This is a genomic window from Vibrio atypicus (genome assembly GCF_009811315.1).
GTDB lineage: Bacteria > Pseudomonadota > Gammaproteobacteria > Enterobacterales > Vibrionaceae > Vibrio > Vibrio atypicus.
In genome coordinates, this window is sequence record NZ_BLID01000004.1 from 60,561 (window position 1) to 81,922 (window position 21,362).

The 21,362-nt window shown below is 44.8% G+C and carries 24 protein-coding genes; 15 read left to right on the top strand and 9 right to left on the bottom strand.

The annotated features are described in order from the left end of the window. The first annotated feature begins 50 nt into the window (after positions 1–50). Both GVO60_RS09800 and GVO60_RS09805 read left to right on the top strand, forming a co-directional pair. Positions 51–1,262, top strand: coding sequence for an EAL and HDOD domain-containing protein (locus GVO60_RS09800; protein ID WP_159653426.1), 1,212 nt, complete (start codon positions 51–53; stop codon positions 1,260–1,262). Positions 1,263–1,279: 17 nt separating this feature from the next. Next, positions 1,280–1,774, top strand: coding sequence for a YchJ family protein (locus GVO60_RS09805; protein ID WP_159653428.1), 495 nt, complete (start codon positions 1,280–1,282; stop codon positions 1,772–1,774). Between the two features lie 43 nt (positions 1,775–1,817). Here GVO60_RS09805 and GVO60_RS09810 read toward each other — a convergent pair whose 3' ends face one another. Further along, positions 1,818–2,102 carry a YeaC family protein gene (locus GVO60_RS09810; protein ID WP_159653430.1) on the bottom strand — a complete coding sequence of 95 codons (285 nt, stop codon included), beginning with the start codon at positions 2,100–2,102 and terminating at the stop codon, positions 1,818–1,820. Between the two features lie 106 nt (positions 2,103–2,208). Here GVO60_RS09810 and GVO60_RS09815 point away from each other — a divergent pair, with 106 nt between their 5' ends. Further along, on the top strand, positions 2,209–3,027 hold the full coding sequence (locus GVO60_RS09815; RefSeq protein WP_159653431.1) for a DUF2989 domain-containing protein: 819 nt from the start codon (positions 2,209–2,211) through the stop codon (positions 3,025–3,027). A 48-nt stretch (positions 3,028–3,075) separates the two neighbouring features. Here GVO60_RS09815 and msrB read toward each other — a convergent pair whose 3' ends face one another. Next, complete coding sequence (gene msrB / locus GVO60_RS09820) at positions 3,076–3,480, bottom strand: peptide-methionine (R)-S-oxide reductase MsrB (protein WP_159653433.1); 405 nt, start codon at positions 3,478–3,480, stop codon at positions 3,076–3,078. Positions 3,481–3,815: 335 nt separating this feature from the next. Between msrB and gap the strand changes: the two genes are divergently transcribed. The 10 genes from gap (at position 3,816) to GVO60_RS09870 (ending at position 13,266) form a co-directional block, all read left to right on the top strand. Then, the gene (gene gap / locus GVO60_RS09825; RefSeq protein ID WP_159653435.1) at positions 3,816–4,811 is read left to right on the top strand and encodes a type I glyceraldehyde-3-phosphate dehydrogenase; all 996 of its coding nucleotides are present in this window, start codon (positions 3,816–3,818) and stop codon (positions 4,809–4,811) included. A gap of 106 nt (positions 4,812–4,917) precedes the next feature. After that, positions 4,918–5,802 (top strand): D-hexose-6-phosphate mutarotase, encoded by an 885-nt coding sequence (locus GVO60_RS09830; protein ID WP_159653437.1) that lies wholly within the window; start codon positions 4,918–4,920, stop codon positions 5,800–5,802. Between the two features lie 116 nt (positions 5,803–5,918). Next, the gene (gene rlmA / locus GVO60_RS09835; protein WP_159653439.1) at positions 5,919–6,740 is read left to right on the top strand and encodes a 23S rRNA (guanine(745)-N(1))-methyltransferase; all 822 of its coding nucleotides are present in this window, start codon (positions 5,919–5,921) and stop codon (positions 6,738–6,740) included. A 76-nt stretch (positions 6,741–6,816) separates the two neighbouring features. After that, a complete protein-coding gene (locus GVO60_RS09840; RefSeq protein ID WP_159653441.1) occupies positions 6,817–7,746 on the top strand; it encodes a ChaN family lipoprotein in 930 nt (309 codons plus the stop codon). A 185-nt stretch (positions 7,747–7,931) separates the two neighbouring features. Continuing rightward, complete coding sequence (locus GVO60_RS09845; protein WP_159653443.1) at positions 7,932–8,285, top strand: hypothetical protein; 354 nt, start codon at positions 7,932–7,934, stop codon at positions 8,283–8,285. Positions 8,286–8,394: 109 nt separating this feature from the next. Next, a complete protein-coding gene (locus tag GVO60_RS09850; protein ID WP_159653445.1) occupies positions 8,395–10,284 on the top strand; it encodes a BCCT family transporter in 1,890 nt (629 codons plus the stop codon). Between the two features lie 180 nt (positions 10,285–10,464). Then, on the top strand, positions 10,465–12,042 hold the full coding sequence (locus tag GVO60_RS09855; RefSeq protein WP_159653447.1) for an alkaline phosphatase: 1,578 nt from the start codon (positions 10,465–10,467) through the stop codon (positions 12,040–12,042). A gap of 127 nt (positions 12,043–12,169) precedes the next feature. Further along, positions 12,170–12,475 (top strand): ribbon-helix-helix domain-containing protein, encoded by a 306-nt coding sequence (locus GVO60_RS09860; protein WP_159653449.1) that lies wholly within the window; start codon positions 12,170–12,172, stop codon positions 12,473–12,475. Between the two features lie 81 nt (positions 12,476–12,556). Further along, complete coding sequence (locus GVO60_RS09865; protein WP_159653451.1) at positions 12,557–12,952, top strand: VOC family protein; 396 nt, start codon at positions 12,557–12,559, stop codon at positions 12,950–12,952. A 23-nt stretch (positions 12,953–12,975) separates the two neighbouring features. Next, complete coding sequence (locus GVO60_RS09870) at positions 12,976–13,266, top strand: putative quinol monooxygenase (RefSeq protein ID WP_159653453.1); 291 nt, start codon at positions 12,976–12,978, stop codon at positions 13,264–13,266. Between the two features lie 26 nt (positions 13,267–13,292). Here GVO60_RS09870 and GVO60_RS09875 read toward each other — a convergent pair whose 3' ends face one another. Next, entirely contained in the window at positions 13,293–14,975 is a 1,683-nt protein-coding gene (locus GVO60_RS09875; RefSeq protein ID WP_159653455.1) for a mechanosensitive ion channel family protein, read from the bottom strand. Between the two features lie 139 nt (positions 14,976–15,114). Next, complete coding sequence (locus GVO60_RS09880; protein ID WP_159653457.1) at positions 15,115–15,555, bottom strand: YcgN family cysteine cluster protein; 441 nt, start codon at positions 15,553–15,555, stop codon at positions 15,115–15,117. A 135-nt stretch (positions 15,556–15,690) separates the two neighbouring features. On the opposite strand from GVO60_RS09880, the gene GVO60_RS09885 reads away from it, so the two are divergent. Together GVO60_RS09885 and aqpZ are read left to right on the top strand one after the other, a co-directional pair. Continuing rightward, on the top strand, positions 15,691–15,939 hold the full coding sequence (locus tag GVO60_RS09885) for a YkgJ family cysteine cluster protein (RefSeq protein WP_159653459.1): 249 nt from the start codon (positions 15,691–15,693) through the stop codon (positions 15,937–15,939). Positions 15,940–16,071: 132 nt separating this feature from the next. Further along, complete coding sequence (gene aqpZ / locus GVO60_RS09890) at positions 16,072–16,761, top strand: aquaporin Z (protein ID WP_159653461.1); 690 nt, start codon at positions 16,072–16,074, stop codon at positions 16,759–16,761. Between the two features lie 62 nt (positions 16,762–16,823). Here aqpZ and recR read toward each other — a convergent pair whose 3' ends face one another. From recR to GVO60_RS09915, 5 genes are all read right to left on the bottom strand, one after another. Continuing rightward, positions 16,824–17,423, bottom strand: a complete 600-nt coding sequence (gene recR, locus GVO60_RS09895; protein ID WP_159653463.1) for a recombination mediator RecR — start codon at positions 17,421–17,423, stop codon at positions 16,824–16,826. A gap of 17 nt (positions 17,424–17,440) precedes the next feature. Beyond that, positions 17,441–17,770 (bottom strand): YbaB/EbfC family nucleoid-associated protein, encoded by a 330-nt coding sequence (locus GVO60_RS09900; protein ID WP_004413339.1) that lies wholly within the window; start codon positions 17,768–17,770, stop codon positions 17,441–17,443. 73 nt (positions 17,771–17,843) lie between these two features. Continuing rightward, entirely contained in the window at positions 17,844–20,006 is a 2,163-nt protein-coding gene (gene dnaX, locus GVO60_RS09905) for a DNA polymerase III subunit gamma/tau (protein ID WP_159653465.1), read from the bottom strand. Between the two features lie 29 nt (positions 20,007–20,035). Next, positions 20,036–20,581, bottom strand: a complete 546-nt coding sequence (gene apt / locus GVO60_RS09910) for an adenine phosphoribosyltransferase (protein ID WP_159653467.1) — start codon at positions 20,579–20,581, stop codon at positions 20,036–20,038. A 174-nt stretch (positions 20,582–20,755) separates the two neighbouring features. Further along, positions 20,756–21,160 (bottom strand): YbaN family protein, encoded by a 405-nt coding sequence (locus tag GVO60_RS09915; protein WP_159653469.1) that lies wholly within the window; start codon positions 21,158–21,160, stop codon positions 20,756–20,758. Positions 21,161–21,362: the final 202 nt, after the last annotated feature.

Sequence of the window (21,362 nt, forward strand, 5' to 3'; positions counted from 1 at the left end):
GCAGAATTCTGCTGTGGGTTGTAAACATATCATTGAGCGCGGCGTACACTTTGAAAAATTCGTATATTGCACGGCAACCTATACTAGACAGAACTAAAAAAACGGTTGGATACGAACTGCTATTTAGGGATGGGCCTAAAAACACCTTTCCCGCGGTCGACCCTGAACATGCGACGAGCCGTCTTCTCTCTGACCATTTTTTGTCTACTCATTACGCGACTTTGGGCGACAAGCTCGGTTTTGTAAATTTCCCTTACCAGAGCTTGATCAACAAAGTGCCGACTTTGTTCCCATCTGAAAGCCTAGTAATTGAAATACTCGAAGACTGCACTCCGACACCGGAACTACTCTCCGCAGTGAAAGATATGCACGAACTCGGCTACAAATTGGCGCTTGACGACTTCATTCCATCAAAAGAATGGCGGGCATTTTTACCCTATATTTCATTAATTAAATTTGATATTCGAGCAATTTCTTTTGAAAAAGCGCAGCTGTTTATCGATAGACTGTCCGGTAGCGGTATTCAATTTTTGGCTGAAAAAGTAGAGACTCACGAAGAATTTGATCAAGCCAAAAAAGTCGGCTTTGACTACTTCCAAGGGTACTTCTTTAGTAAGCCGGAAATGATTCAACGAAAATCGCTTGAGCCGTCTTTCATGACTGTTGTACAACTACTAACAGCGATTTCACAGCAAGAGATAGATTACGCGAAGGTAGAGTCCCTTATCAGTAAAGACGTCACACTTTCCTATAAGTTGCTGACATACGTGAACTCCTCGTCCATCGTCAACAATAAGATCCAGTCATTTAAGCAAGCTCTGGTCTATTTGGGTGAAGATAAGCTGCGTAAATTTATCTCTTTGGTCGCGTTGGCCTCTTCTCAAGATGATAAGCCAGACTATCTCTACGGCCTGTCGATCCAGCGAGCGCGGCACTGCGAGTTACTCGCAAACCAACAATCTGAGATTGAACCAGGACAAGCCTTCCTAATGGGCATGTTCTCTCTGCTCGATAGCTTATTAGATCGACCTATCGAACAAATCATCAACGAAATACCCGTCGATGAGGCAGTCAAGCAAGCATTGATATTGGGTTCAGGTGAGCTAGGTGAACTACTCGCTCTCGTCCGTGCTTACGAACGAGCTCAATGGAATGAAGTCAACCAACACTGTCAAGAGCTGGAACTATCGCAAGCAACCTTAAGTGAATCTTACGATAAATCAGTCAAATGGACGGCAGAGCTCCTGACCGTTCAGCGTTAAAACTATTCGGAGTAACCATGCCTTCATGTCCATGTGGTAGCCAGCAAGAATACAACGCTTGCTGCCAACCTATTCACCAGAATCCCAAGTTAGCTCTAACTCCAGAGCAACTCATGCGTTCACGTTATTCTGCGCATGTAAAACAACTTGTAGACTACGTTATCGATACCTATCACCCAAGCTGCGAAGCAGAAAATGAACGGGAGGCTATTGCTGAGTCCGTTTTAAGTAACTGGTGCGGATTAGAAGTCACCTCAACGGAGAGTGGTAGCCACACCGATGAAGGATTCGTCACATTCAAAGCATTCTTCAATCAAGATGGCCAGGAATACTGTTTAGAAGAGCGATCTCGTTTCATTCGAGAAAATGATCAATGGTACTACATCGATGGTACTTTCCCTGAACCTGAGCAAGATGAAAGGCTCACTCAATCTATCAAAGACTTAAAAGTCGGCCGAAATGACCCATGTATTTGTGGGAGTGGGAAAAAATTCAAGAAATGTTGCGGCTAGCCGCTAAATTAAAAAGGCAGAGAGTTCTCTGCCTTTTTTACAACTACTGTTTGTTTGGGTTCACTCGCATAATATCTTGCTGATCGGCTTGGAACTGTTTTTTTAATTCAGCTTTTGATTTAAAGCTGATTTCTCCGCCCTGCGCAACGGTCATGTGCTGAGCTTCGCTGTTATGCTTAGATTGATACATCATCACAGCTTGCATACATGAATCTCGCTGCTCTTGTGTGAGTGTTGTACCCTCAGGCCACTTTCCTGTTTCGACAGCAAAAAGTAGACGCTCATAAGCCTCAGGTGTGATGGCATCAATTAACTGCTTTGCGTCCATGGTGTATCCTTTATGTAGTATTGAACAGCAACGAAAATAACCAGCTGCCTCCATGAGTCAAGGATCGAAGCGGAAATAAGTGTAACGGATCACAAGCGACATCAATATGAAGAAAATACAAGCTCTAACCCTCAGTTTGATCAGCATCGCGCTTGTCGGCTGTTTCGAATCAAGAAAAAACACTGAACAGCTGTGTAATGACAATCCAGCGCTGCGATGTGAACGATTAAACATGAATGACGGTCAATGTCGCGTCCCAAGAACCGACCTCATATGGCATCGTTTCGAAGTGCTGAAAAACCCAACCCCAAGTAACCATATTAAAGAGTATGAATTACTTGCGGAGTACAAAAAGTGTTTGGAGCTCGCATCACAAATCCAAGCGATTGACCAAAATAATGTGAAAGAGAGACGTTTTCATGCACTGGTTAATTCCGGCGATGATCTTGAAGCCTTGGTGAAGACAATAGAAAAATCTAACTCCCCTGACGCGCTCTATTTTTTATGGAGCCGAGTTGGAAGTGAAGAGGCTAGACGGTCATTTCTTCAGTTAGAAGGCACCAAACAGCTTGATACGGCGGAAATGCAGTATGCTTTGGCGACTTTCTATACCAGTCGAGATCAACAGAAAACTCGCCAATTACTCCTTAGAGCATTGGAACTGACCAATCGAAACAATATCAATACCGAAGTCTTTAAATCTCTGGCCAGTACAACCTATCGCCTTGACCGAAAAGAAGAAGCTTATATTTGGGCGATGGTCGCGAGTGAATTTGGTGTGCCAATTGCCACCAAGCACGAACTCGTCTTGCTGTATGGATTTGAAGAAGAGAAATACCAGCAGCTCCAACTTCAAGCAGACACTATCAAAGAATCGATAGAGAATGGCACCTTTAAGAAAAGTCAGATGCCAAGATTTGAATAGAGCAATTGAAAGGATAAAACAAACAGCGGTGATTAAATCACCGCTTTTTTATGAATTGTTGAAAATTAACGACACAGAGTTAACGCAAAAACGATCCCCTGTTGTCTTTGGCCCATCTGGAAAAACGTGACCTAAGTGGCTATCGCATGCCGCACATCTGATCTCTGTACGCACCATTCCGTGACTTATGTCTTCTAAATAGCGAATAGCCTGATCATTTATAGGGGCATCAAAACTCGGCCAACCACAACCAGAGTCGTACTTATTGTCAGATATGAACAGAGGCGCATTACAGCAAGTACAAGAGTAAACACCAGTCTGCTTATTATGCAGCAGCTTTCCAGAGAAAGGCGCTTCCGTTCCTTGCTCTCTACACACTTTGTACTGTTGTTCAGATAGCACCTCACGCCAGTATTCATCTGGCTTTGTGACCTTTTCTACCTTATGTTTCACTCAGTTAAATCTCCATGTTCTCATTTTTAGTTATGACTTTTTTCGCGAAAAACTTGCGAACAATCACCTTTGTAGCACATACTTTGACACCATAACAGGATGGCTAAACTTTCAGCATAGCAGTAAACATCTGAACTATTTTACGTCAACTGGTTAAGGAAAAAAGCAGTAATCCGTTCAAAACATAACCATTTGCGACTAATTGTGAAAAAAAGCGACGCTTTTTTTTGACTTTAAACAAGTTAAGTCCGATTATCAGTTGCAGATTTAGACTGGATTCTGTAATTTTACTACCAGTTATCTTTAATCAGAAATTAAGTTGTGGAGCAACTATAATGACTATCAAAGTAGGTATTAACGGTTTTGGCCGTATCGGCCGTTTCGTATTCCGCGCGGCACAAGAGCGTAATGACATCGAAGTTGTAGGTATTAACGACCTTATCGACGTAGATTACATGGCATACATGCTTAAGTACGACTCAACTCACGGCCGTTTCAACGGTACTGTTGAAGTTGAAGGCGGTAACCTAATCGTTAACGGCAAAACTGTACGTGTAACTGCAGAGCGCAACCCAGAAGACCTAAAATGGGATGCTATCGAAGTAGACGTAGTAGCAGAAGCAACTGGTCTTTTCCTAACTGACGAGACTGCACGTAAGCACATCACTGCTGGTGCTAAGAAAGTTGTTCTTACTGGTCCTTCTAAAGACGCAACTCCAATGATCGTTATGGGTGTTAACCAAGACACTTACGCTGGTCAAGACATCGTTTCTAACGCTTCTTGTACTACTAACTGTCTAGCACCTGTTGCTAAAGTTCTTAACGACAAGTTCGGTATCGTTTCTGGTCTTATGACTACAGTTCACGCTACTACAGCTACTCAAAAAACTGTTGACGGTCCTTCTGCTAAAGACTGGCGCGGTGGTCGTGGTGCTTCTCAGAACATCATCCCATCTTCAACTGGTGCTGCTAAAGCTGTAGGCGTTGTTCTTCCAGAACTAAACGGCAAACTAACTGGTATGGCTTTCCGCGTACCAACAGCTAACGTTTCTGTAGTTGACCTAACAGTTAACCTAGAGAAAGGCGCATCTTACGAAGCTATCTGTGCAGCAATGAAAGAAGCTTCTGAAGGCGAACTAAAAGGCGTTCTAGGCTACACTGAAGACCAAGTTGTTTCTCAAGACTTCATCGGTGAAGTTCAAACTTCAGTATTCGATGCTAAAGCTGGTATCGCTCTAACTGATAACTTCGTTAAAGTTGTATCTTGGTACGACAACGAAATCGGTTACTCAAACAAAGTTCTAGACCTAATCGCTCACATCTCTAAGTAATTACTTAGGATGCGCAATTAGCGTATGAATTTTGAAAAGGCGGCTCTCGAGTCGCCTTTTTTGTATCTAAATTTTGAGTAAACCTCTAGTGTCTAGGACATGAACTATGGATTTGAAAACTCTCCCAACCCTAACGGCATTATCTGACAGCGTCACGATTGTCGAAATTGACCAAACTAAAGTTGTTCGCGTTATTCACGACAAAGCGACAGCTGGTATTTGCCTTCATGGCGGCCACGTTATTTCATTCAAACCTGAAGGCCAAGAAGACCTGATTTGGATGAGTGAAGAGGCGATTTTTGACGGTAAAGCTGCGCTTCGTGGTGGCATTCCAATTTGCTGGCCTTGGTTTGGTCGTATTGCGGCACCTGCGCACGGCTTTGCTCGCAACAGTGAATGGACTTTACTTGAACACCGTGAAAATGAAAACGGCGTGATTGTGGAGCTTGGCTTACTTCCGTCTGAATCAACACTTGCCGTTTGGCCTCATCAATTCCAAGCTCACTTATTGGTTGAGATCGGTGATGAGCTTAAAGTCACGCTAGACGTTACCAATACAGATTCTCAAGCTTGGACGTTCTCTGGCGCACTGCATACTTACCTAACTGTCGGTGACATCGCTCAAGCTAGCACAACAGGCATGGGCCCTGAATACATAGACAGCCTAAAAGGTGGGGAGATTTGTCAGGGTGGCGAAACACTTCAGCTCACTGACACCATCGACCGTGTTTACACTCAACCAACTGAGCAAATCACAGTTCAAGATCCCGTCCTTAAGCGCTCGCTAGTAGTAGAGAATCAAGGCCACAACTCTGCCGTGCTATGGAACCCTTGGGCAGAAGGTGCACAGAGTATGGGTGATATGCAAGACGACGGTTACAAAACCTTCCTGTGTGTTGAATCTACGTTACACGCGCCATCGATTGAGCAAGGTAAAACGCTACAACCTGGTGAAAGCCACCAGCTCATTACCACTGTGTCCTCTAAATAAGCAGCGCACACATCTATAGCCCTAGTTTCGACTGGGGCTAGCCAAAACAATTCCTTTTTCCTCATAGCAGTTCCTGCTAGACTCTGCGCTCTCAAATATCGAATCTGAGCATTTCTATGTCCTACACCTGCCCTCTTTGCCACCAATCGCTCTCATTAACCGCGCGTACTTATCGCTGTGAAAACAATCATTCTTTTGACTTAGCTAAAGAAGGCTATATCAATTTAATGCCAGTTCAGCACAAACGCTCAAAAGATCCGGGTGATAACAAAGAGATGATGCAGGCGCGCCGTCGATTCCTAGAGCAAGAACACTATCAACCAATGAAGCGTAAAATCGCCGACTTGTGTGCTAAATATGTACAAGGTACAAACCACCAGCTGCTCGATATTGGTTGTGGTGAGGGCTATTACACAACAGAAGTGGCAAGTGCACTTCTTAGTCAATCATCAAGTGCGCAGACCTATGGCTTAGACATATCTAAAGTGGCGATAAGATACGCCGCTAAACGCTACCCAAATTGTACTTTTAGTGTTGCCTCGAGCCATCGTCTACCTTTTGAAGAGCGTAGCTTAAACGCAGTTTTACGCATCTACGCACCATGTAAGGCTGAAGAGCTTGCACGCGTTGTAACAGATAATGGCGTAGTCATTACTGTGTCACCGGCAGGTCGTCACCTCTACCAATTGCGTGAGGCCATCTACACCGATGTGAGACTACACAGCGAAGAGATAGAGACCATTGAAGGCTTTGAATTAGAACACGAGGAAAAGCTCTCATACACGATGGAGCTTGATAATGGTGCTGGCTACGATCTCTTGCAAATGACACCTTTTGCTTGGAAAGCATCCGACGAACTTCGCGCTCAGCTCAAGTCAGCTACACTGTTTGAGTGCGAGGCGGACTTTTTAATTCGAATCTATCGAAAGAAGCAATAGAGAATAGTTCTCATTATTATTGAAACCTTTTTAAGCCTCCAGTAGTATGCACCCACTATTTTACGGAGGCTTTTTAATGCGTACTCTTATCGCAACTTCTCTTATTACTCTATTTCTAACGGCTTGCTCAACAACATCGGGCCAAACTTCGCCTACCTTTTTCGATTACCAGCTGTATTCTCCGTCTGCACAGTCGATCCAGCTAAACAATCTGTCACAAGAACTCAAAAATGCAGACGTTATCTTGGTCGGTGAATGGCATACACATACTGGTATTCATCGCTTCCAAACCGATCTACTTCGCGAGCTTATTAATTCAAACCCGAAGGTCGCTCTCTCGATGGAGCAATTCTCCCGCGATAAACAGTCGGTGGTAAACGAATACTTAGCCGGAACCATTGGTGAACAAATGCTGATGAAAAACGGTAACGCATGGCCAAACTACGAGAGTGATTACCGCCCGCTTGTAGAACTAGCGAAATCACAAAACCTAGACATCATCGCTTCTAATGCCCCAAAACCCATTGTTCGCTGCATTGGTCGACAAGGCGTCGATTACCTAGACAAACTAACGCCTAAAGAGCGCACTTTCCTGGCTTCATCGATCGATACTTCAAAGAGCCCATATAAAGAGAAATTTATGGCCTCCATGCACCATGGCAAACCAGAGCAGACTGAAAAGCAATTCGCCGCTCAAGTCACTTGGGATGAGACCATGGCAGAAAGTATCGTCAACTATTTAAGTGATCATCAAGGTGCTCAGGTCATGCATATTGCTGGAAAATTTCATATCGAGCAGGGGCTAGGAACTAAAGCGGCCATAATGAAGCGGAACCCAGCGCTAAAAGTAGTAGTGATTACTCCTGTCAGTGATCTAGAAACAGACATAGGTGATGATTATCGCTTAGAAGTCCTTGAGCCACCGGTTCGTTATGTTCAGATGGAAAACCGAATGGCAGCATATAAGAATCTGAAAGGCCGAAACGACAACCTCACCTGCCGCTAATTTCCACCTTTACTCTCCAGCTCAATCGGTGGCTGGAGAGTTACCTGCCTCGCAATACCACTCCTAAACGACAAAATCAGGCACAGTTTATGCTTGAGTGAATTTCATACAAATTACGCATATTTTGCGCAAGTTTTTCACATTACGGTCGATATAGTGTCTGAGGACAGTATAAGGAGTTCAGTATGACACCAGTAGGAATGGAGCCAGCTAAGCTGACACCAGCCCAGCAGGTCAAGCCTCAAGCGAGCCCAGCCGAGACCTCACAGGCCTCTACTCCACTGAAAGTAGAGCAAAACAAAGTCACCCTTTCTGCTGAAGGTAAAGCCTTGCTGGCCGCTCTTCAGGAAATAGAGAAAGATGCGAAAGCAGATGCTGGGGACAAAACTGTCGGAGACAAAGTCGAATCTTTTGCCCATGGTGCATTAGGTATTGATCATCCTGATAAGATAAAAGAAGAGCAAGACGGATCATACTCTGCGGGGCAATACCTTTCCGCAGCGGCAACGATCGGTGGTATTCTCCTCGCGATTCTTTAATCGACTGACAGACAAACCATTTTAATCATGTCGACAAACAACGTCGTTTGTCGCTATAACCTCGCACACTCCATAATCAAGTTAGTTTTTATTTATGGAAAAATAACTTGTGAGAGACTCATTTTCGCTTATTGATAAGCCAACCTTCTTTGGCGCCATCGCCCTTCTGCTGAGCATCATTTTCCCTCTAATTTTATTCCCTCAGCAGGGTGCGGATTGGATTGCCGTCGCTAAAAGCTTCATGACAGACAAACTGGGCTTTTTATACCTAGCTCTGGGTATTAGTGCATTCTTCTTTATGATTTATGTCGTATTCAGTGACATGGGTCAAATCAAGCTAGGCGACCCAGACGAAAAGCCAGAATTTGCCACTGCGTCATGGGCAGCGATGCTGTTTTGTGGCGGTATCGGCGCAAGTATTTTGTACTGGGGTTGTATTGAGTGGGCTTACTACTATCAATCTCCACCTTTCCAACTTGAACCAGGCAGTGAAGAAGCGGTTCGTTGGGCGGCAACCTACGGCCTATTCCACTGGGGCCCGATCGCTTGGTCTATCTACCTAATTCCAGCGCTTCCTATTGCCTACTTCTTCTATGTTCGTAAGCAACCTGTACTAAAAGTATCGAGTGCACTAATGCCAGTTATTGGCGAAGAACGCACGAAAGGTATGCCAGGTAAAATCGTTGATATCCTATTTATCTTCGGTCTACTTGGTGGCGCAGCGACAACACTAGGCCTTGCTGCGCCTCTTATCGGTGAAGGTCTTTACTTCCTATTTGGTATAGAGCAAAGCACACTTAGTCAGATCGCTATTCTAATGGTGTGTACGGCTATTTTTGCTTACTCTTCGTATGCTGGTATGGAAAAAGGCATCAAGATCCTAAGTAACATTAACTTCTGGGGTGCGATGGGTCTGCTAGCGTTTGTTCTTGCAGTCGGTCCTACCATCTTCATGCTAGAAACGGGTCTAGACTCCATCGGTCGCATGCTATCTAACTTCTTTGTGATGGCAACATGGGCGGAACCATTTGGTGGCTACGGCACATTCGACGATACTCACTTCCCACAAGACTGGACGATTTTCTACTGGGCTTGGTGGTTGGTATTCGCGCCAAGTATGGGTCTATTCGTTGCGCGTATCTCTCGTGGTCGCACAATTAAACAAATGGTCTCTGGCTCTATCTTCTTCGGTTCACTGGGCTGTTTCCTATTCTTCATGATCTTAGGTAACTACGGCCTATCATTGCAATTGTCTGGTGAGCTAGACGTTGTCGGCATCCTGAATGCAGAAGGTGCGACTAAAGCAATCTTCTCTATGCTTGACGCCCTACCAATGAGCACGCTTGTTATTGCAGTATTTACCCTACTCTGCGTGATTTTTACAGCGACGACATTTGACTCAATCTCTTACATCCTAGCTTCTGTAGTACAAAACAATGTGACCGAAGAGCCAATGCGTTGGAACCGTATGTTCTGGGCATTTACGCTGTCGTTCTTACCAACGGTTCTAATGTTCCTTGGAGGTCTAAGCACACTACAAACAGCTGCGATTGTCGGTGGTTTACCACTACTTGGCATTTCTGTCATGCTGATGATTTCAGCAGTACGTGCTACCTCACTAGACCTGCGCCATCAAGAAGATTACGTTGAGCCAACCATCAACATTGAAGAACTACCAGATATGGATCCTTGGTCTTCTGAAGGTATGGCTTTAGCACGCTTTGAAAGTAGCCGTGATGCAGCGCAAGAGGCCGCTGAACTTGAACGTGAAGCTATGGCCAACGTCATGAAAGTGAAAAAACGCATCCGCGCTTTCGCTCTTGAACACAATGGCGAAGAAGAATTCTCTGATCACCACTTACCGCAAGAGCTGCAAGATGATTTGCAAGCAGCTCTAGAAGCTGTATCTAAAGCGCAAGATGCTAAGATTGCGGCATCTGAGCAAGCTCAACAGGCAAGAAGCGAGTTTAATCAAGCGGTTGTAGCCGCAGCAAGCTAAACCTATTTGACCTCATTTTCTTCTCCTTCCTAACTCAAAGCCCACTTCTCGGTGGGCTTTTTTTATCGAAGTAATAAAAACTGAATGATTACTCAATTTCATCTAGTTGAAACATAGACGAAGCAATTTTGAAATAAAGCAGTGCTTTAATCATCCCGCTTATATAAAAAGGGATAAACAATGAAGCAGTTAATCAAACCCATTATTGCCGCAGTGGCAACCTCTACGCTCTCTTTCAATGCGCTTTCCGCAGAGATCAAAAACGTTATTTTGATGATTGGTGACGGTATGGGTCCGCAGCAAGTGGGCTTATTGGAGACTTATGCTAATCAAGCTCCAAACTCAATTTATAAGGGAAAGAAAACCGCTCTGTATCAACTTGCTCAAGATGGTGTCATTGGCTCTTCTCTGACTCATCCAGAAGATGCGATTGTCGTGGATTCCGCATGTTCAGCAACTATGCTTGCTACCGGTATTTACACCGCTTCAGAAGTGATTGGTATCGACTCTCAAGGAAACCATGTTGAAACCGTACTTGAGAAAGCAAAGAAAGCAGGTAAAGCGACAGGCTTAGTCTCTGATACGCGCTTAACTCACGCGACACCAGCCGCATTTGCTGCACATCAACCTCACCGCTCGTTAGAAAATGACATTGCATCAGACATGCTTGAAACCGGTGTCGACGTTATGTTGTCTGGAGGCTTACGCCATTGGATTCCAAAATCAACCAATGATAAGGGCGAAACTTACAAAGAGCTTGAACAGCTGACTCATGGTGACGTCTACCTCAAATCAAAACGTAAAGATGAACGTAACTTACTGAGCGAAGCGCAAAGTGATGGTTACCAACTCGCCTTCAACCGTAACATGTTGGACCAAGCTAAGGGTGACAAACTGCTCGGATTGTTTGCCTATTCTGGTATGGATGACGGCATCACTTACAGCAACAACAAATCCAACCCAGAAAGAACTCAGCCAAGCTTGAAAGAGATGACCGATAAAGCATTGAATGTACTTTCAAAGGATAAAGATGGCTTTTTCCTAATGGTTGAAGGCGGTCAAATTGATTGGGCGGGTCACAGCAATGACGCTGGTACAATGTTACACGAGATGATCAAGTTTGATGAAGCAGTACAATCAGTTTATCAGTGGGCGAAAGATCGTGATGACACGATTGTTATCGTAACCGCGGACCACGAGACCGGCTCTTTCGGCTTTAGCTACTCTTCACAAGATTTACCTCAACCGCAAAAGCGTTCCGGCGAAGCGTTCTCGAATCGTGACTATGCGCCTAACTTCAACTTTGGCGCATTTAAGATTCTTGATGGCTTGTACAATCAAAAACAGAGCTACTACAGTATGATCAGCCAGTTCCAAAAACTGGATAAGAGTGAACAAACGCCTGAGAAATTAGCGGAAATCGTTAACCAGAACAGCGCATTCCCTATTACGGCAGAACAAGCGAAAAACGTTATGGCTAGTAAGCCAAATCCTTATCGCTTAGCACAGCACAAATACTTGTCGAAAGAAGAAGTCCCAGCGATAAATGACTTCGATGCTTTCTTCCCATACAACGATCGCGGCAACCTACTGGCTCGCGAACAAGCCACTGGACAAAACATTGTTTGGGGAACAGGAACCCACACCCACACACCGGTGAATGTGTTTGCTTGGGGACCTGCAGAAAAAATTCTTCCCGTATCAAAGATCATGCACCATTCTGAACTGGGTGAATACATAAAAGCACAAGTGAACTAGCCTGAATAAGTGTCACTTGTTTGGTTCAACGCCCTTCGGGGCGTTTTTTATTTATAGTGCTATTGATTGACTCATCACTCTCGAAAAGATAAAAATAGATCCACACTCGCAAACTAGCCCGATAATTATGTGTGATATCTTCTCCAAACAACCTCAAGAAAACTATCAAACGGTTGCTCGTTCAATTCGAATCGATGGTCATGCAACCAGCATTAAACTAGAAGCCAGCTTCTGGCAAATTTTGGAAGAGATTGCAGCCAAGCAAGATATGACCTTGCCTCGCTTTATCAGTTACATCTACAAAGAGGCTTTAGAACATAATGGAGAGATCAGTAATTTTACCTCTCTACTACGCTGCGCATGCCTAATCTATTTACGTCAGCCAGACGATGTCATGAGTATTGTCAAACAACAGCTCATCCCAAATCACTAAAGTTCTTGCTGTCGTACTCTAGTACTACCTACTCACATTTCTCTGCCCTTATTCTAACGTCCATCAGAATAAGAGGTAGATATGACAAAACTCATCCACTCAATGGTCAGGGTCAGCAACCTTGCCGAGTCCATTAACTTTTACCGCAACGCTCTTGAGCTTGAAATCAAAGATCAGTATATCTTCGACAGCTTTAGCCTAACCTATTTAGCCAATGCGGAAACAGGATTCGAACTTGAACTGACCCACAACCACGATCAATCAGAGCCTTATACCCATGGCTCTGGTTACGGTCACCTTGCGGTTAGCGTTGAAGATATCGAACAAGCACACCAACGAATCCGTGATCTCGGGATTGAAGCTTCAGACGTTAAGGCGTTTGACCACAACGAAACTCATCTCGCGACCTTCTTTTTTATTACCGATCCAGATGGATACAAAATCGAATTCCTGCAAAGACAGGGCCGATACTTATAACAAACCCAAAAAGAGTAAACACAATGATCAATTTGACAGCAACATTTCACGCTAAAGCCGGACAAGAACAACAGCTTGAATCACTATTAGTTGCAATGCTAGCACCCACTCGCCAAGAACCAGGTAATACGCGCTACTGCCTCTTTAAAGATAAAGAGAATGCTGCAATCTTTACCTTCCAAGAGCAATTTTCTGATCAAGCGGCATTTGACGAGCACTGTAAACAACCGCACTTTACTCAGCTACTCGCGAGCTTAGACGGCCTTTTAGAACAGGAACCAAAGATTACTTTCTTAGAAGAGTTATCCGCATAAAAAAAGAGCGCCTTTCGGCGCTCTTTTTACTGCTCTGTGGTCTCGTTTTCTTTCACCATGTGCAAGTGAACGTCCTGTTGAGGGAACGGAATAGAGATGCCCTCTTTATCAAAGCGCAATTTCACTTCTTTGGTTACATCCCAATAAACATCCCAGTAATCATCAGTTTTTACCCAAGGACGTACAATGAAATCAACAGATGATGTATTCAAAGTATGCACTTTGATATTTGGCTCTGGTGTACGTAGAACTGATGGGTGGTTCATGACAATTTCAGTCAGTACTGATTCTGCTTTTAGTAAGTCGTCACCATAACCAATACCAAACACCATGTCCACGCGACGTACTCGCTCATGGGTTACGTTTTTAATCACATCGCCCCAGATCTTACTGTTTGGAATAATAATGATCTGGTTATCGAAGGTTTTAATCGTGGTATTCACCAAGCTCATGTGGCTAACTTTTCCGTCTACCCCACCAGCGAACACAAAATCACCTACATCAAATGGACGATAAATTAGCAGCATCATACCGGCAGCGAAGTTCGATAGCGTATCTTGCAGTGCAAAACCGATAATCACACCCGCAATACCAAAACCTGTCAGCACTGGCGCCAGATTCAATCCAATCTGTGATAGCGCAACAAGAATACCAATCACCCAGACGATATTGCCTGACATACCAATGAAGAAGTCCTGCATCAGCTGAGACAGCTTCAGATTTTTCGATACCACGGTTTTACTGATCACTTTACGCGTTAACTTCGCCATCAGGCTAGTAGCAAACAGTAACAGTCCAAACACAAATAATTGGAACAAATGCTGCGGCGCATTGTTGGCAATCCAATCCCAAATATTTGTCGACCAATGGGAAACAATCGATAACAACACCTGACCATCAAGCAGATCTTGAGTGATACTGCCTGTCACCTCAAACATGAGCCTTTTATATTCAGAAGTATCGATATCTAACTGATCACCGATAGAGATCAGTGAGCTTAAGCTATCTACCGCAATTGTCATACGCTGCTTAATCACAAGCTGAGATAGCTGCAATGAAGACTTTTCAGATTCTGGGCTTGCAGTAAGCTGCTTACCAACAAGATCAATTTGCTGACTAAAATACTCAACCGAAGCCGCCATTAAGCGCAATCGCTTCGCGACGAGGTCGCGGAAACTGGCTTCAGCTGCAGATTCATCAACCCCGAGTTTTTTCAGCCACTCAATGTTTTGCCAGTTCGCTTCAATAACCGTGTCTTGATAATGCTGAAGTTCTTGATAATCATTGAGCAGAGTTAAGCGCTCATCATCTTTCGCACTATTGATTTTCTCATTGAGTGCTTTGATTTTATCTTCAAGATAGACCGTCGCACCGTGCGAGTAGTTTTGCTGCATCTCAACTTGTGCAATCAACTTCTCTTTCGGAATACTCTCGCGGCTAATAGCACTGGCGAGCGCCGTTCTAAGATCTTCATTTTTTTGGAACAGTTTGAGCTGCAACGCATCTTTTTCTTCGCCACTGGCACTCGCCAAAGCGTCAGACAGATCTTTCAAATCAAGGTTGATTCGCTCTAACGTTTGCTCTGCTTTTGTCAGTTGAGGCGATTCCGTCTCTTGCGTAGCATGCACATTGAAACTAAAAGCAACGAAAAACGCTGCCCACAAACATAATAGAGAGAAACCTCTATTCCCACGAGATAACCGTCTCATGAACACCTCAAACAATAAGTCGTTGTTTCTGTTGTAGATAGCAGTAAGTGTACACCACAATATTGAAAACCCTTGTCTATTATTCGTCAAAGGTCAGCAAATAGAAAAACAGCCGCGATAAGCGGCTGTTTGAAAAGAGTTAGTCTCGGGCTGGGTGGTTCAAAATGTGGTCTTCCCAGTTTACGACTTCTATCTCATAGACCACTTTATTCCGCACACTTTCACCTGCGGCATGCATGGCAGATTTTGAACCTGTGATCAGCGGGTGCCACTCAGGAAGCGGCTGATCTTCCGCTAACAAACGGTAAGCACAAGTGTGTGGTAGCCAAGTAAAATCTTCGATATCGTCACGAGTGAGCTTGGTGCACTCTTCATCGTAGTTGAAACGATTTGGGTAATCTTTACACGAACATGTTTTGCTATTGAGTAGACTACATGCCACGTTGGTGTAGTAGATTTCATCCGTGTCTTCATCCATGAGCTTATGTAGGCAGCATTTACCACAACCATCACAAAGAGACTCCCACTCTTGCTCAGTCATCTGCTCTAGTCTTTTACTTTGCCAAAAAGGTGCGCTCATCGGTGTTACTTCATTATCGGACAGGGGTGCGATTTATACCGTTTAGGCTTTAAAATTTCAAGGGCAAAGTTTGAGCTGATCAGGCAATGCTTTTTTGCTACTATCGCGCCCTTAAAATTTTTCGAGGTTATCGTGATGGATTGTCGCCTAGGCTGTGGTGCCTGTTGTATTGCGCCAAGTATCTCTTCTTCTATTCCTGGCATGCCAAATGGCAAACCTGCTGGCGTTCGCTGTATTCAGCTAAATGAAGATAATCTTTGTAAACTGTTCGGCAAACCAGAAAGACCTAAAGTGTGTCATGACTTCAAAGCATGCCCTGTGATCTGCGGTAAAACCAATCAGCAAGCTTTGGACAACATTACCGAGTTGGAAATTCTGACATAAACCTTGTTTCATAACTAAGACAATATGAGTCTAGTGACTCTATTGTTAGAAATTACTACTTTCACTCACACCCTGCTGACATTTCTCAACTATCTTCCTTGGGTCTTCCACGTATAAAAAATCAGGAAACCCATGAATAAATATATTGCAGAATCTTTTGGTACGTTTTGGCTAGTACTTGGTGGCTGTGGTAGTGCGGTATTGGCGGCCGGCTTCCCAGATGTTGGTATTGGCTTGCTAGGAGTATCTCTTGCCTTTGGTCTAACCGTACTGACTATGGCTTATGCAATTGGTCATATCTCAGGCTGTCACCTGAATCCAGCGGTAACGATTGGCCTTTGGGCTGGTGGCCGTTTTGAAGCGAAACACGTCCTTCCATATATCCTTGCTCAAGTTTTCGGTGGCTTAATTGCAGGCGGCGTGCTTTATCTTATTGCTTCTGGCCAAGCGGGCTTTGATGTTGCAGCATCAGGCTTCGCAGCAAATGGCTTTGGCGAGCACTCTCCTGGCCAATACTCAATGACTGCAGCTTTGATTTCAGAAGTTGTCATGACGATGATGTTCCTTATCATTATCATGGGTGCAACCGATGAGCGCGCTCCGCAAGGGTTTGCCCCAATTGCTATTGGTTTGGGCCTAACACTAATCCACCTTATCAGCATTCCAGTGACCAATACATCAGTTAACCCTGCTCGTAGTACCGCAGTCGCGATGTATGTCGGTGAGTGGGCAGCCTCTCAACTTTGGCTATTCTGGGTAGCGCCGATTGTTGGTGGTATCTTAGGTGCCGTTATTTATCGTGCAATCTCTGCATCAAAATAAGCATCCATTAGATCTAAAAAGCCGCAGCGTTTGCTGCGGCTTTTTCGTATTTGTCATAGCAGTTAAAGCTTGTGTCGACCAAGAAGTGAATGGGACAAAGTGGTACCGTCCACCAGCTCAAGCTCACCACCAACGGGCACGCCATGAGCAATGCGGCTGGCGGAGACTTCACTCGCTTTACAAAGCTCTGCGATATAATGCGCGGTCGCTTCCCCTTCGACGGTAGGGTTGGTTGCCAGAATCACTTCTGAAATGTCCCCACGTCGTAAGCGGTAGTCCAATACATCCAAGCCAATATCACTAGGCCCGATACCGTCTAGTGGAGATAAGTGCCCCATCAAAACAAAGTAACGTCCAGAATATTGCCCTGTTGCTTCTACAGCAGCAATGTCTGCAGGGCTTTCTACCACACACAGTTGACCATTTTCCTGACGTTTAGGATTGGTACAAATATGACAAACTTCTTCCTCAGTAAAAGTTCGGCACTCTGTGCAGTGGCCAATTTCGGTCATTGACTGACTTAAAGCGTCTGCGAGTTGCAGGCCGCCTTTTCTATCTCGCTGTAACAAATGAAAGGCCATACGCTGCGCCGACTTGGGACCAACCCCAGGTAGACAACGTAAGGCCTCCATCAATTGCTCCAGCATATGACTGGTGCGCATTTAACTAACCTTGTCGATTAGAATGGCATTTTCATACCTGGTGGTAATTGCATACCGCCAGTTACGCCAGCCATTTTCTCTTTTTGTGTTTCTTCAACACGACGAGCCGCATCATTGAATGCCGCTGCGATCAGATCTTCAAGCATCTCTTTGTCGTCTTCCATCAGACTTTCGTCGATTTCTACACGGCGCACGCTATGACTACCAGTAATCGTTACTTTTACAAGGCCAGCACCAGATTCACCGGTTACTTCCATATTTGCGATTTCTTCTTGAAGCTTTTGCATGCGATCTTGCATTTGCTGGGCTTGCTTCATTAGGTTGCCCATACCGCCTTTACCAAACATGTTTATCTCTCTGGTTAGTTAGCTTGTTTCGTTATTAGATGGGGCTGAAAACGTAAACTTTCAACCCCGAAAATCAAATCGGTCTCACGCTTTCTTTATCAAGCTCCGCAGCAAAGCGCATCTCAATAAACTTAACATGATCATCATTCTCTAGGCTGGTAAACGCTTGGCTTAACTTACCTTGATAGAGCTTATCTCTTAATTCTAGCGGGGTTTCACCACTATCGCCGACTTCAACACTGAGATGACACTCTTCGCCTAATGCGGTATTGAGTGCTTGCAGAAGTTCGCTCTGAGCGCGATCTGTGTTTAAGTGCGCTTGTTGCGGTCTTAGCGTTAGTGAAATGGACGAACCATTTTTCTCGTAGTACGAGTTAAGCGCTAACTGCTCTGTCAATTTGGCTGTTTCAAGCTTACTGATTAGCTGAGCCCAATCACTCTGCTCTAGGCTCTCTGCAAACAACTTCTTCGACATCTCTGGCGTTTTTTCGTGTTCTAGCGCTTTCTTCAATAACGTTGGAGTCAGCTCTGTTTTTTCTTTTTGCTGCGTCTGCGGCAAAATTGGCTTCCAACGATATGGTTCATTTTTATCAGATTCAGGTGTTGCGACTGATGGATTAGACAATGGCGACACCTGCGCAGTTCCCGCGTGTTTTTGTGCTACACGATCGAGGACTGATTCTGATTTAGCAGATGTCGCTTTAGCCTTTTTTGGCCCATTTCCCGAATTGTCTTGGCTGGGCGCTAACCCTTTACGCTGTGAACGCAATTGATGACGTAGCCCGCTGATTGGCGAAGAACTTCGACTCGCTGGCTGCTCAGCTTGCTGCACAGGTTGAGACGGAGTAGGTGCAGGACTTGGCTGCATTTGCGGCGGCTGAGCCTCACCATACATTGGTGGCTCATCATACATTGGCGGCGCATCGTATTGTGGTGGCTCAGACATGTATCCCGCAGGCGGCATGTCATAGTTTTGCTCCGGTGCAACCTGAGGCTGTCTCTGCACCGGCGGCGTTGATGGTGCAGCTTGCGCACTTGGAGCGGGTGCAACTGGCTGAGATTGCGCCGCTTGCTGAGACTGAGCTTTAGGTGCTACTGCCACTTGCTCGGTTGGTTCAGACTGAGTTGAAATGACATTAGCTTGCGGCTTGGACGCTGGTCTGAACGCCATCATACGCAGTACAACCATCTCGAGACCAATACACTCAGAAGGCGCAAGTGGTAAGTCTTGACGACCTTTCAATGCAATCTGGTAGTAGAGTTGAACGTCTTGCGGACTTAACGCGCGGCTCAGTAATTCAATCTTTTCGGCATCTGGCTGCGCTTTATCTAACGTCGAAGGTAAAGCTTGGAACATCGCCATGCGGTGCAGCTGAGTAGCAAGTTGCTGCAGTAGCCCATCCCACTCTACACCGTTTTGCGCAAGCTGAGACAATGTTTCCATTGCTTGTTGTGGCTGCTTAGAGCTAATCGCTTCAAGCAAATGCAGAGCCTGATCAGTATCAAGAGTACCAAGCATGTGGGCGACGCTGTCAGTTAAAACAGTACCATTACCCAGAGCAATCGCTTGATCCGTTAAACTTAAGGCATCACGCATACTGCCGTCAGCGGCGTGCGAGATCATGCCTAACGCGCGAGGCTCAGCAGTCACTTGCTCTTGAGCTAAAATATGGTCCAGCTGCTCATGGATGGTATCCACATTGATAGGCTTCAAGTGGAACTGAAGACAGCGAGACAAAATCGTCACTGGCAGCTTTTGCGGATCTGTGGTCGCCAGTAAGAACTTCACATACTCAGGCGGCTCTTCTAAGGTTTTAAGTAAGGCATTAAAACTGTGGCGCGAGAGCATGTGAACTTCATCGATCAGGTAAACCTTGAATCGACCACGAGCTGGTTTGTATTGAACATTGTCTAGCAGTTCACGAGTATCTTCGACCTTAGTTCGGGACGCTGCATCTATCTCAAGAAGATCAACAAAACGACCTTCATCGATCTCTTTACAAGTATCACAAACGCCACACGGGTTCGCAGTAATACCTGTCTCACAGTTCAGTCCTTTAGCAAACAAACGACCAATTGAGGTTTTACCCACACCACGCGTACCACTAAACAGATAAGCATGGTGGAGGCGATTCTGTGCTAACGCATTTTCCAGTGCGGTTAATACGTGGCTTTGTCCTATCACTTCATTGAATTTACTAGGACGCCATTTTCTCGCTAAGGCAAGATAACTCATGAAACTATACCCATTAATAACCTACCCGATTAGTGACCTTCAAACTCACAGATGCTGTAAACGTTCAGGCCTAGGCCTTCAAGACGCTTGTCACCACCAATTTCAGGAAGGTTAATCACGAATGCTGCATGTTCGACAACACCACCAAGCTGACGAATCAGTTTAGTTGTTGCTTCGATTGTTCCGCCCGTTGCTAGTAGGTCGTCAACAACAAGAACCTTGTCACCTTCTACGATAGCATCTGTGTGGATTTCTAGCGTGTCAGTACCGTACTCAAGCTCGTAAGACTGAGCGACAGTTTCACGTGGCAGTTTGCCTGGTTTACGAACCGGTACGAAACCTACGCCAAGCTCTAGAGCAAGCGGCGCACCAAACAGGAAGCCGCGCGCTTCAGTACCGACAATCTTGGTAAAACCCATAGATTGATACTTTTCTACTAATAGTTTAATCGTTGCTCGGTACGCGGCAGAATCTTCCATCAGACTCGTCACATCACGAAACAGAATGCCTGGCTTTGGATAGTCTTGAATGCTTTTAATACTAGATTTGATCAGTGAGAGTGTTTCAGTTGTCATAATTCTTTACTTAGATTGGCTAGGCTTGGCTATTTATATAATTAGTATTTTCAAGCTATAGCGTGGGTTCTCTGCACAAGTAGACGATTCGAGCCTGCTCAAACTGCTGACTAAATTTGACTGTGCCTAAAAAACAAACGCCCACATAGAAGGTGGGCACGCTTCCTTGCAATCTTAGTGATTTTCTTGCTTGTCAGCAAGGTGCTCCATCACAGGCAACCGAATAAACCAAGTGAGTAATGCCACCAGCATAAAAACAAGTGCAATTTTTAACCAAAAGTGCGGCACAAACCAAATTGAAAAAGAGAAACTAAGAAGAATGTACACCGCCCCTCGCCTTTTCACTTTTGCAGTGACGGCTCTGTGCTGATGCCAGTTATCTAGAATAGGACCAAACGTTTTGTGTTCGTGCAACCAACGATGAAAGCGTGGGCTACTGCGCATAAAGCATGCACTTGCTAGCAGCACAAAAGGCGTTGTTGGAAGAAGAGGAAGGAATATGCCCAGAAAACCCAGGCACAAACTTGTAATACCAACAATATTTAAACTCAATCTTCGAATACTGATGGTACGCTCCAAATGATTTAGAAGCCCGCGTATCCGTTTAAAACACGAATCCAAGTCAAAGTCGCTGGAAGTGTTGGGATAAGAAGGACTGCAATAAAACCTAAAAAGTAAAAGATATTATAAGGTTCTTTAAAATCTTTGTCTGCCATGGGATTACTTCTCTAAGTGTCGATTGTTATTTTTTAAACCTACGTTAAGTGAGCGTTAACGCTTT

Excerpts from the sequence above, each read along its gene's own strand:
- GVO60_RS09805 (WP_159653428.1), top strand. The coding sequence starts at position 1,280 with ATGCCTTCATGTCCATGTGGTAGCCAGCAAGAATACAACGCTTGCTGC.
- GVO60_RS09810 (WP_159653430.1), bottom strand. The coding sequence starts at position 2,102 with ATGGACGCAAAGCAGTTAATTGATGCCATCACACCTGAGGCTTATGAG.
- GVO60_RS09815 (WP_159653431.1), top strand. The coding sequence starts at position 2,209 with ATGAAGAAAATACAAGCTCTAACCCTCAGTTTGATCAGCATCGCGCTT.
- gap (WP_159653435.1), top strand. The coding sequence starts at position 3,816 with ATGACTATCAAAGTAGGTATTAACGGTTTTGGCCGTATCGGCCGTTTC.
- GVO60_RS09830 (WP_159653437.1), top strand. The coding sequence starts at position 4,918 with ATGGATTTGAAAACTCTCCCAACCCTAACGGCATTATCTGACAGCGTC.
- rlmA (WP_159653439.1), top strand. The coding sequence starts at position 5,919 with ATGTCCTACACCTGCCCTCTTTGCCACCAATCGCTCTCATTAACCGCG.
- GVO60_RS09840 (WP_159653441.1), top strand. The coding sequence starts at position 6,817 with ATGCGTACTCTTATCGCAACTTCTCTTATTACTCTATTTCTAACGGCT.
- GVO60_RS09845 (WP_159653443.1), top strand. The coding sequence starts at position 7,932 with ATGACACCAGTAGGAATGGAGCCAGCTAAGCTGACACCAGCCCAGCAG.
- GVO60_RS09855 (WP_159653447.1), top strand. The coding sequence starts at position 10,465 with ATGAAGCAGTTAATCAAACCCATTATTGCCGCAGTGGCAACCTCTACG.
- GVO60_RS09860 (WP_159653449.1), top strand. The coding sequence starts at position 12,170 with ATGTGTGATATCTTCTCCAAACAACCTCAAGAAAACTATCAAACGGTT.
- GVO60_RS09865 (WP_159653451.1), top strand. The coding sequence starts at position 12,557 with ATGACAAAACTCATCCACTCAATGGTCAGGGTCAGCAACCTTGCCGAG.
- GVO60_RS09870 (WP_159653453.1), top strand. The coding sequence starts at position 12,976 with ATGATCAATTTGACAGCAACATTTCACGCTAAAGCCGGACAAGAACAA.
- GVO60_RS09875 (WP_159653455.1), bottom strand. The coding sequence starts at position 14,975 with ATGAGACGGTTATCTCGTGGGAATAGAGGTTTCTCTCTATTATGTTTG.
- GVO60_RS09880 (WP_159653457.1), bottom strand. The coding sequence starts at position 15,555 with ATGAGCGCACCTTTTTGGCAAAGTAAAAGACTAGAGCAGATGACTGAG.
- GVO60_RS09885 (WP_159653459.1), top strand. The coding sequence starts at position 15,691 with ATGGATTGTCGCCTAGGCTGTGGTGCCTGTTGTATTGCGCCAAGTATC.
- aqpZ (WP_159653461.1), top strand. The coding sequence starts at position 16,072 with ATGAATAAATATATTGCAGAATCTTTTGGTACGTTTTGGCTAGTACTT.
- recR (WP_159653463.1), bottom strand. The coding sequence starts at position 17,423 with ATGCGCACCAGTCATATGCTGGAGCAATTGATGGAGGCCTTACGTTGT.
- GVO60_RS09900 (WP_004413339.1), bottom strand. The coding sequence starts at position 17,770 with ATGTTTGGTAAAGGCGGTATGGGCAACCTAATGAAGCAAGCCCAGCAA.
- dnaX (WP_159653465.1), bottom strand. The coding sequence starts at position 20,006 with ATGAGTTATCTTGCCTTAGCGAGAAAATGGCGTCCTAGTAAATTCAAT.
- apt (WP_159653467.1), bottom strand. The coding sequence starts at position 20,581 with ATGACAACTGAAACACTCTCACTGATCAAATCTAGTATTAAAAGCATT.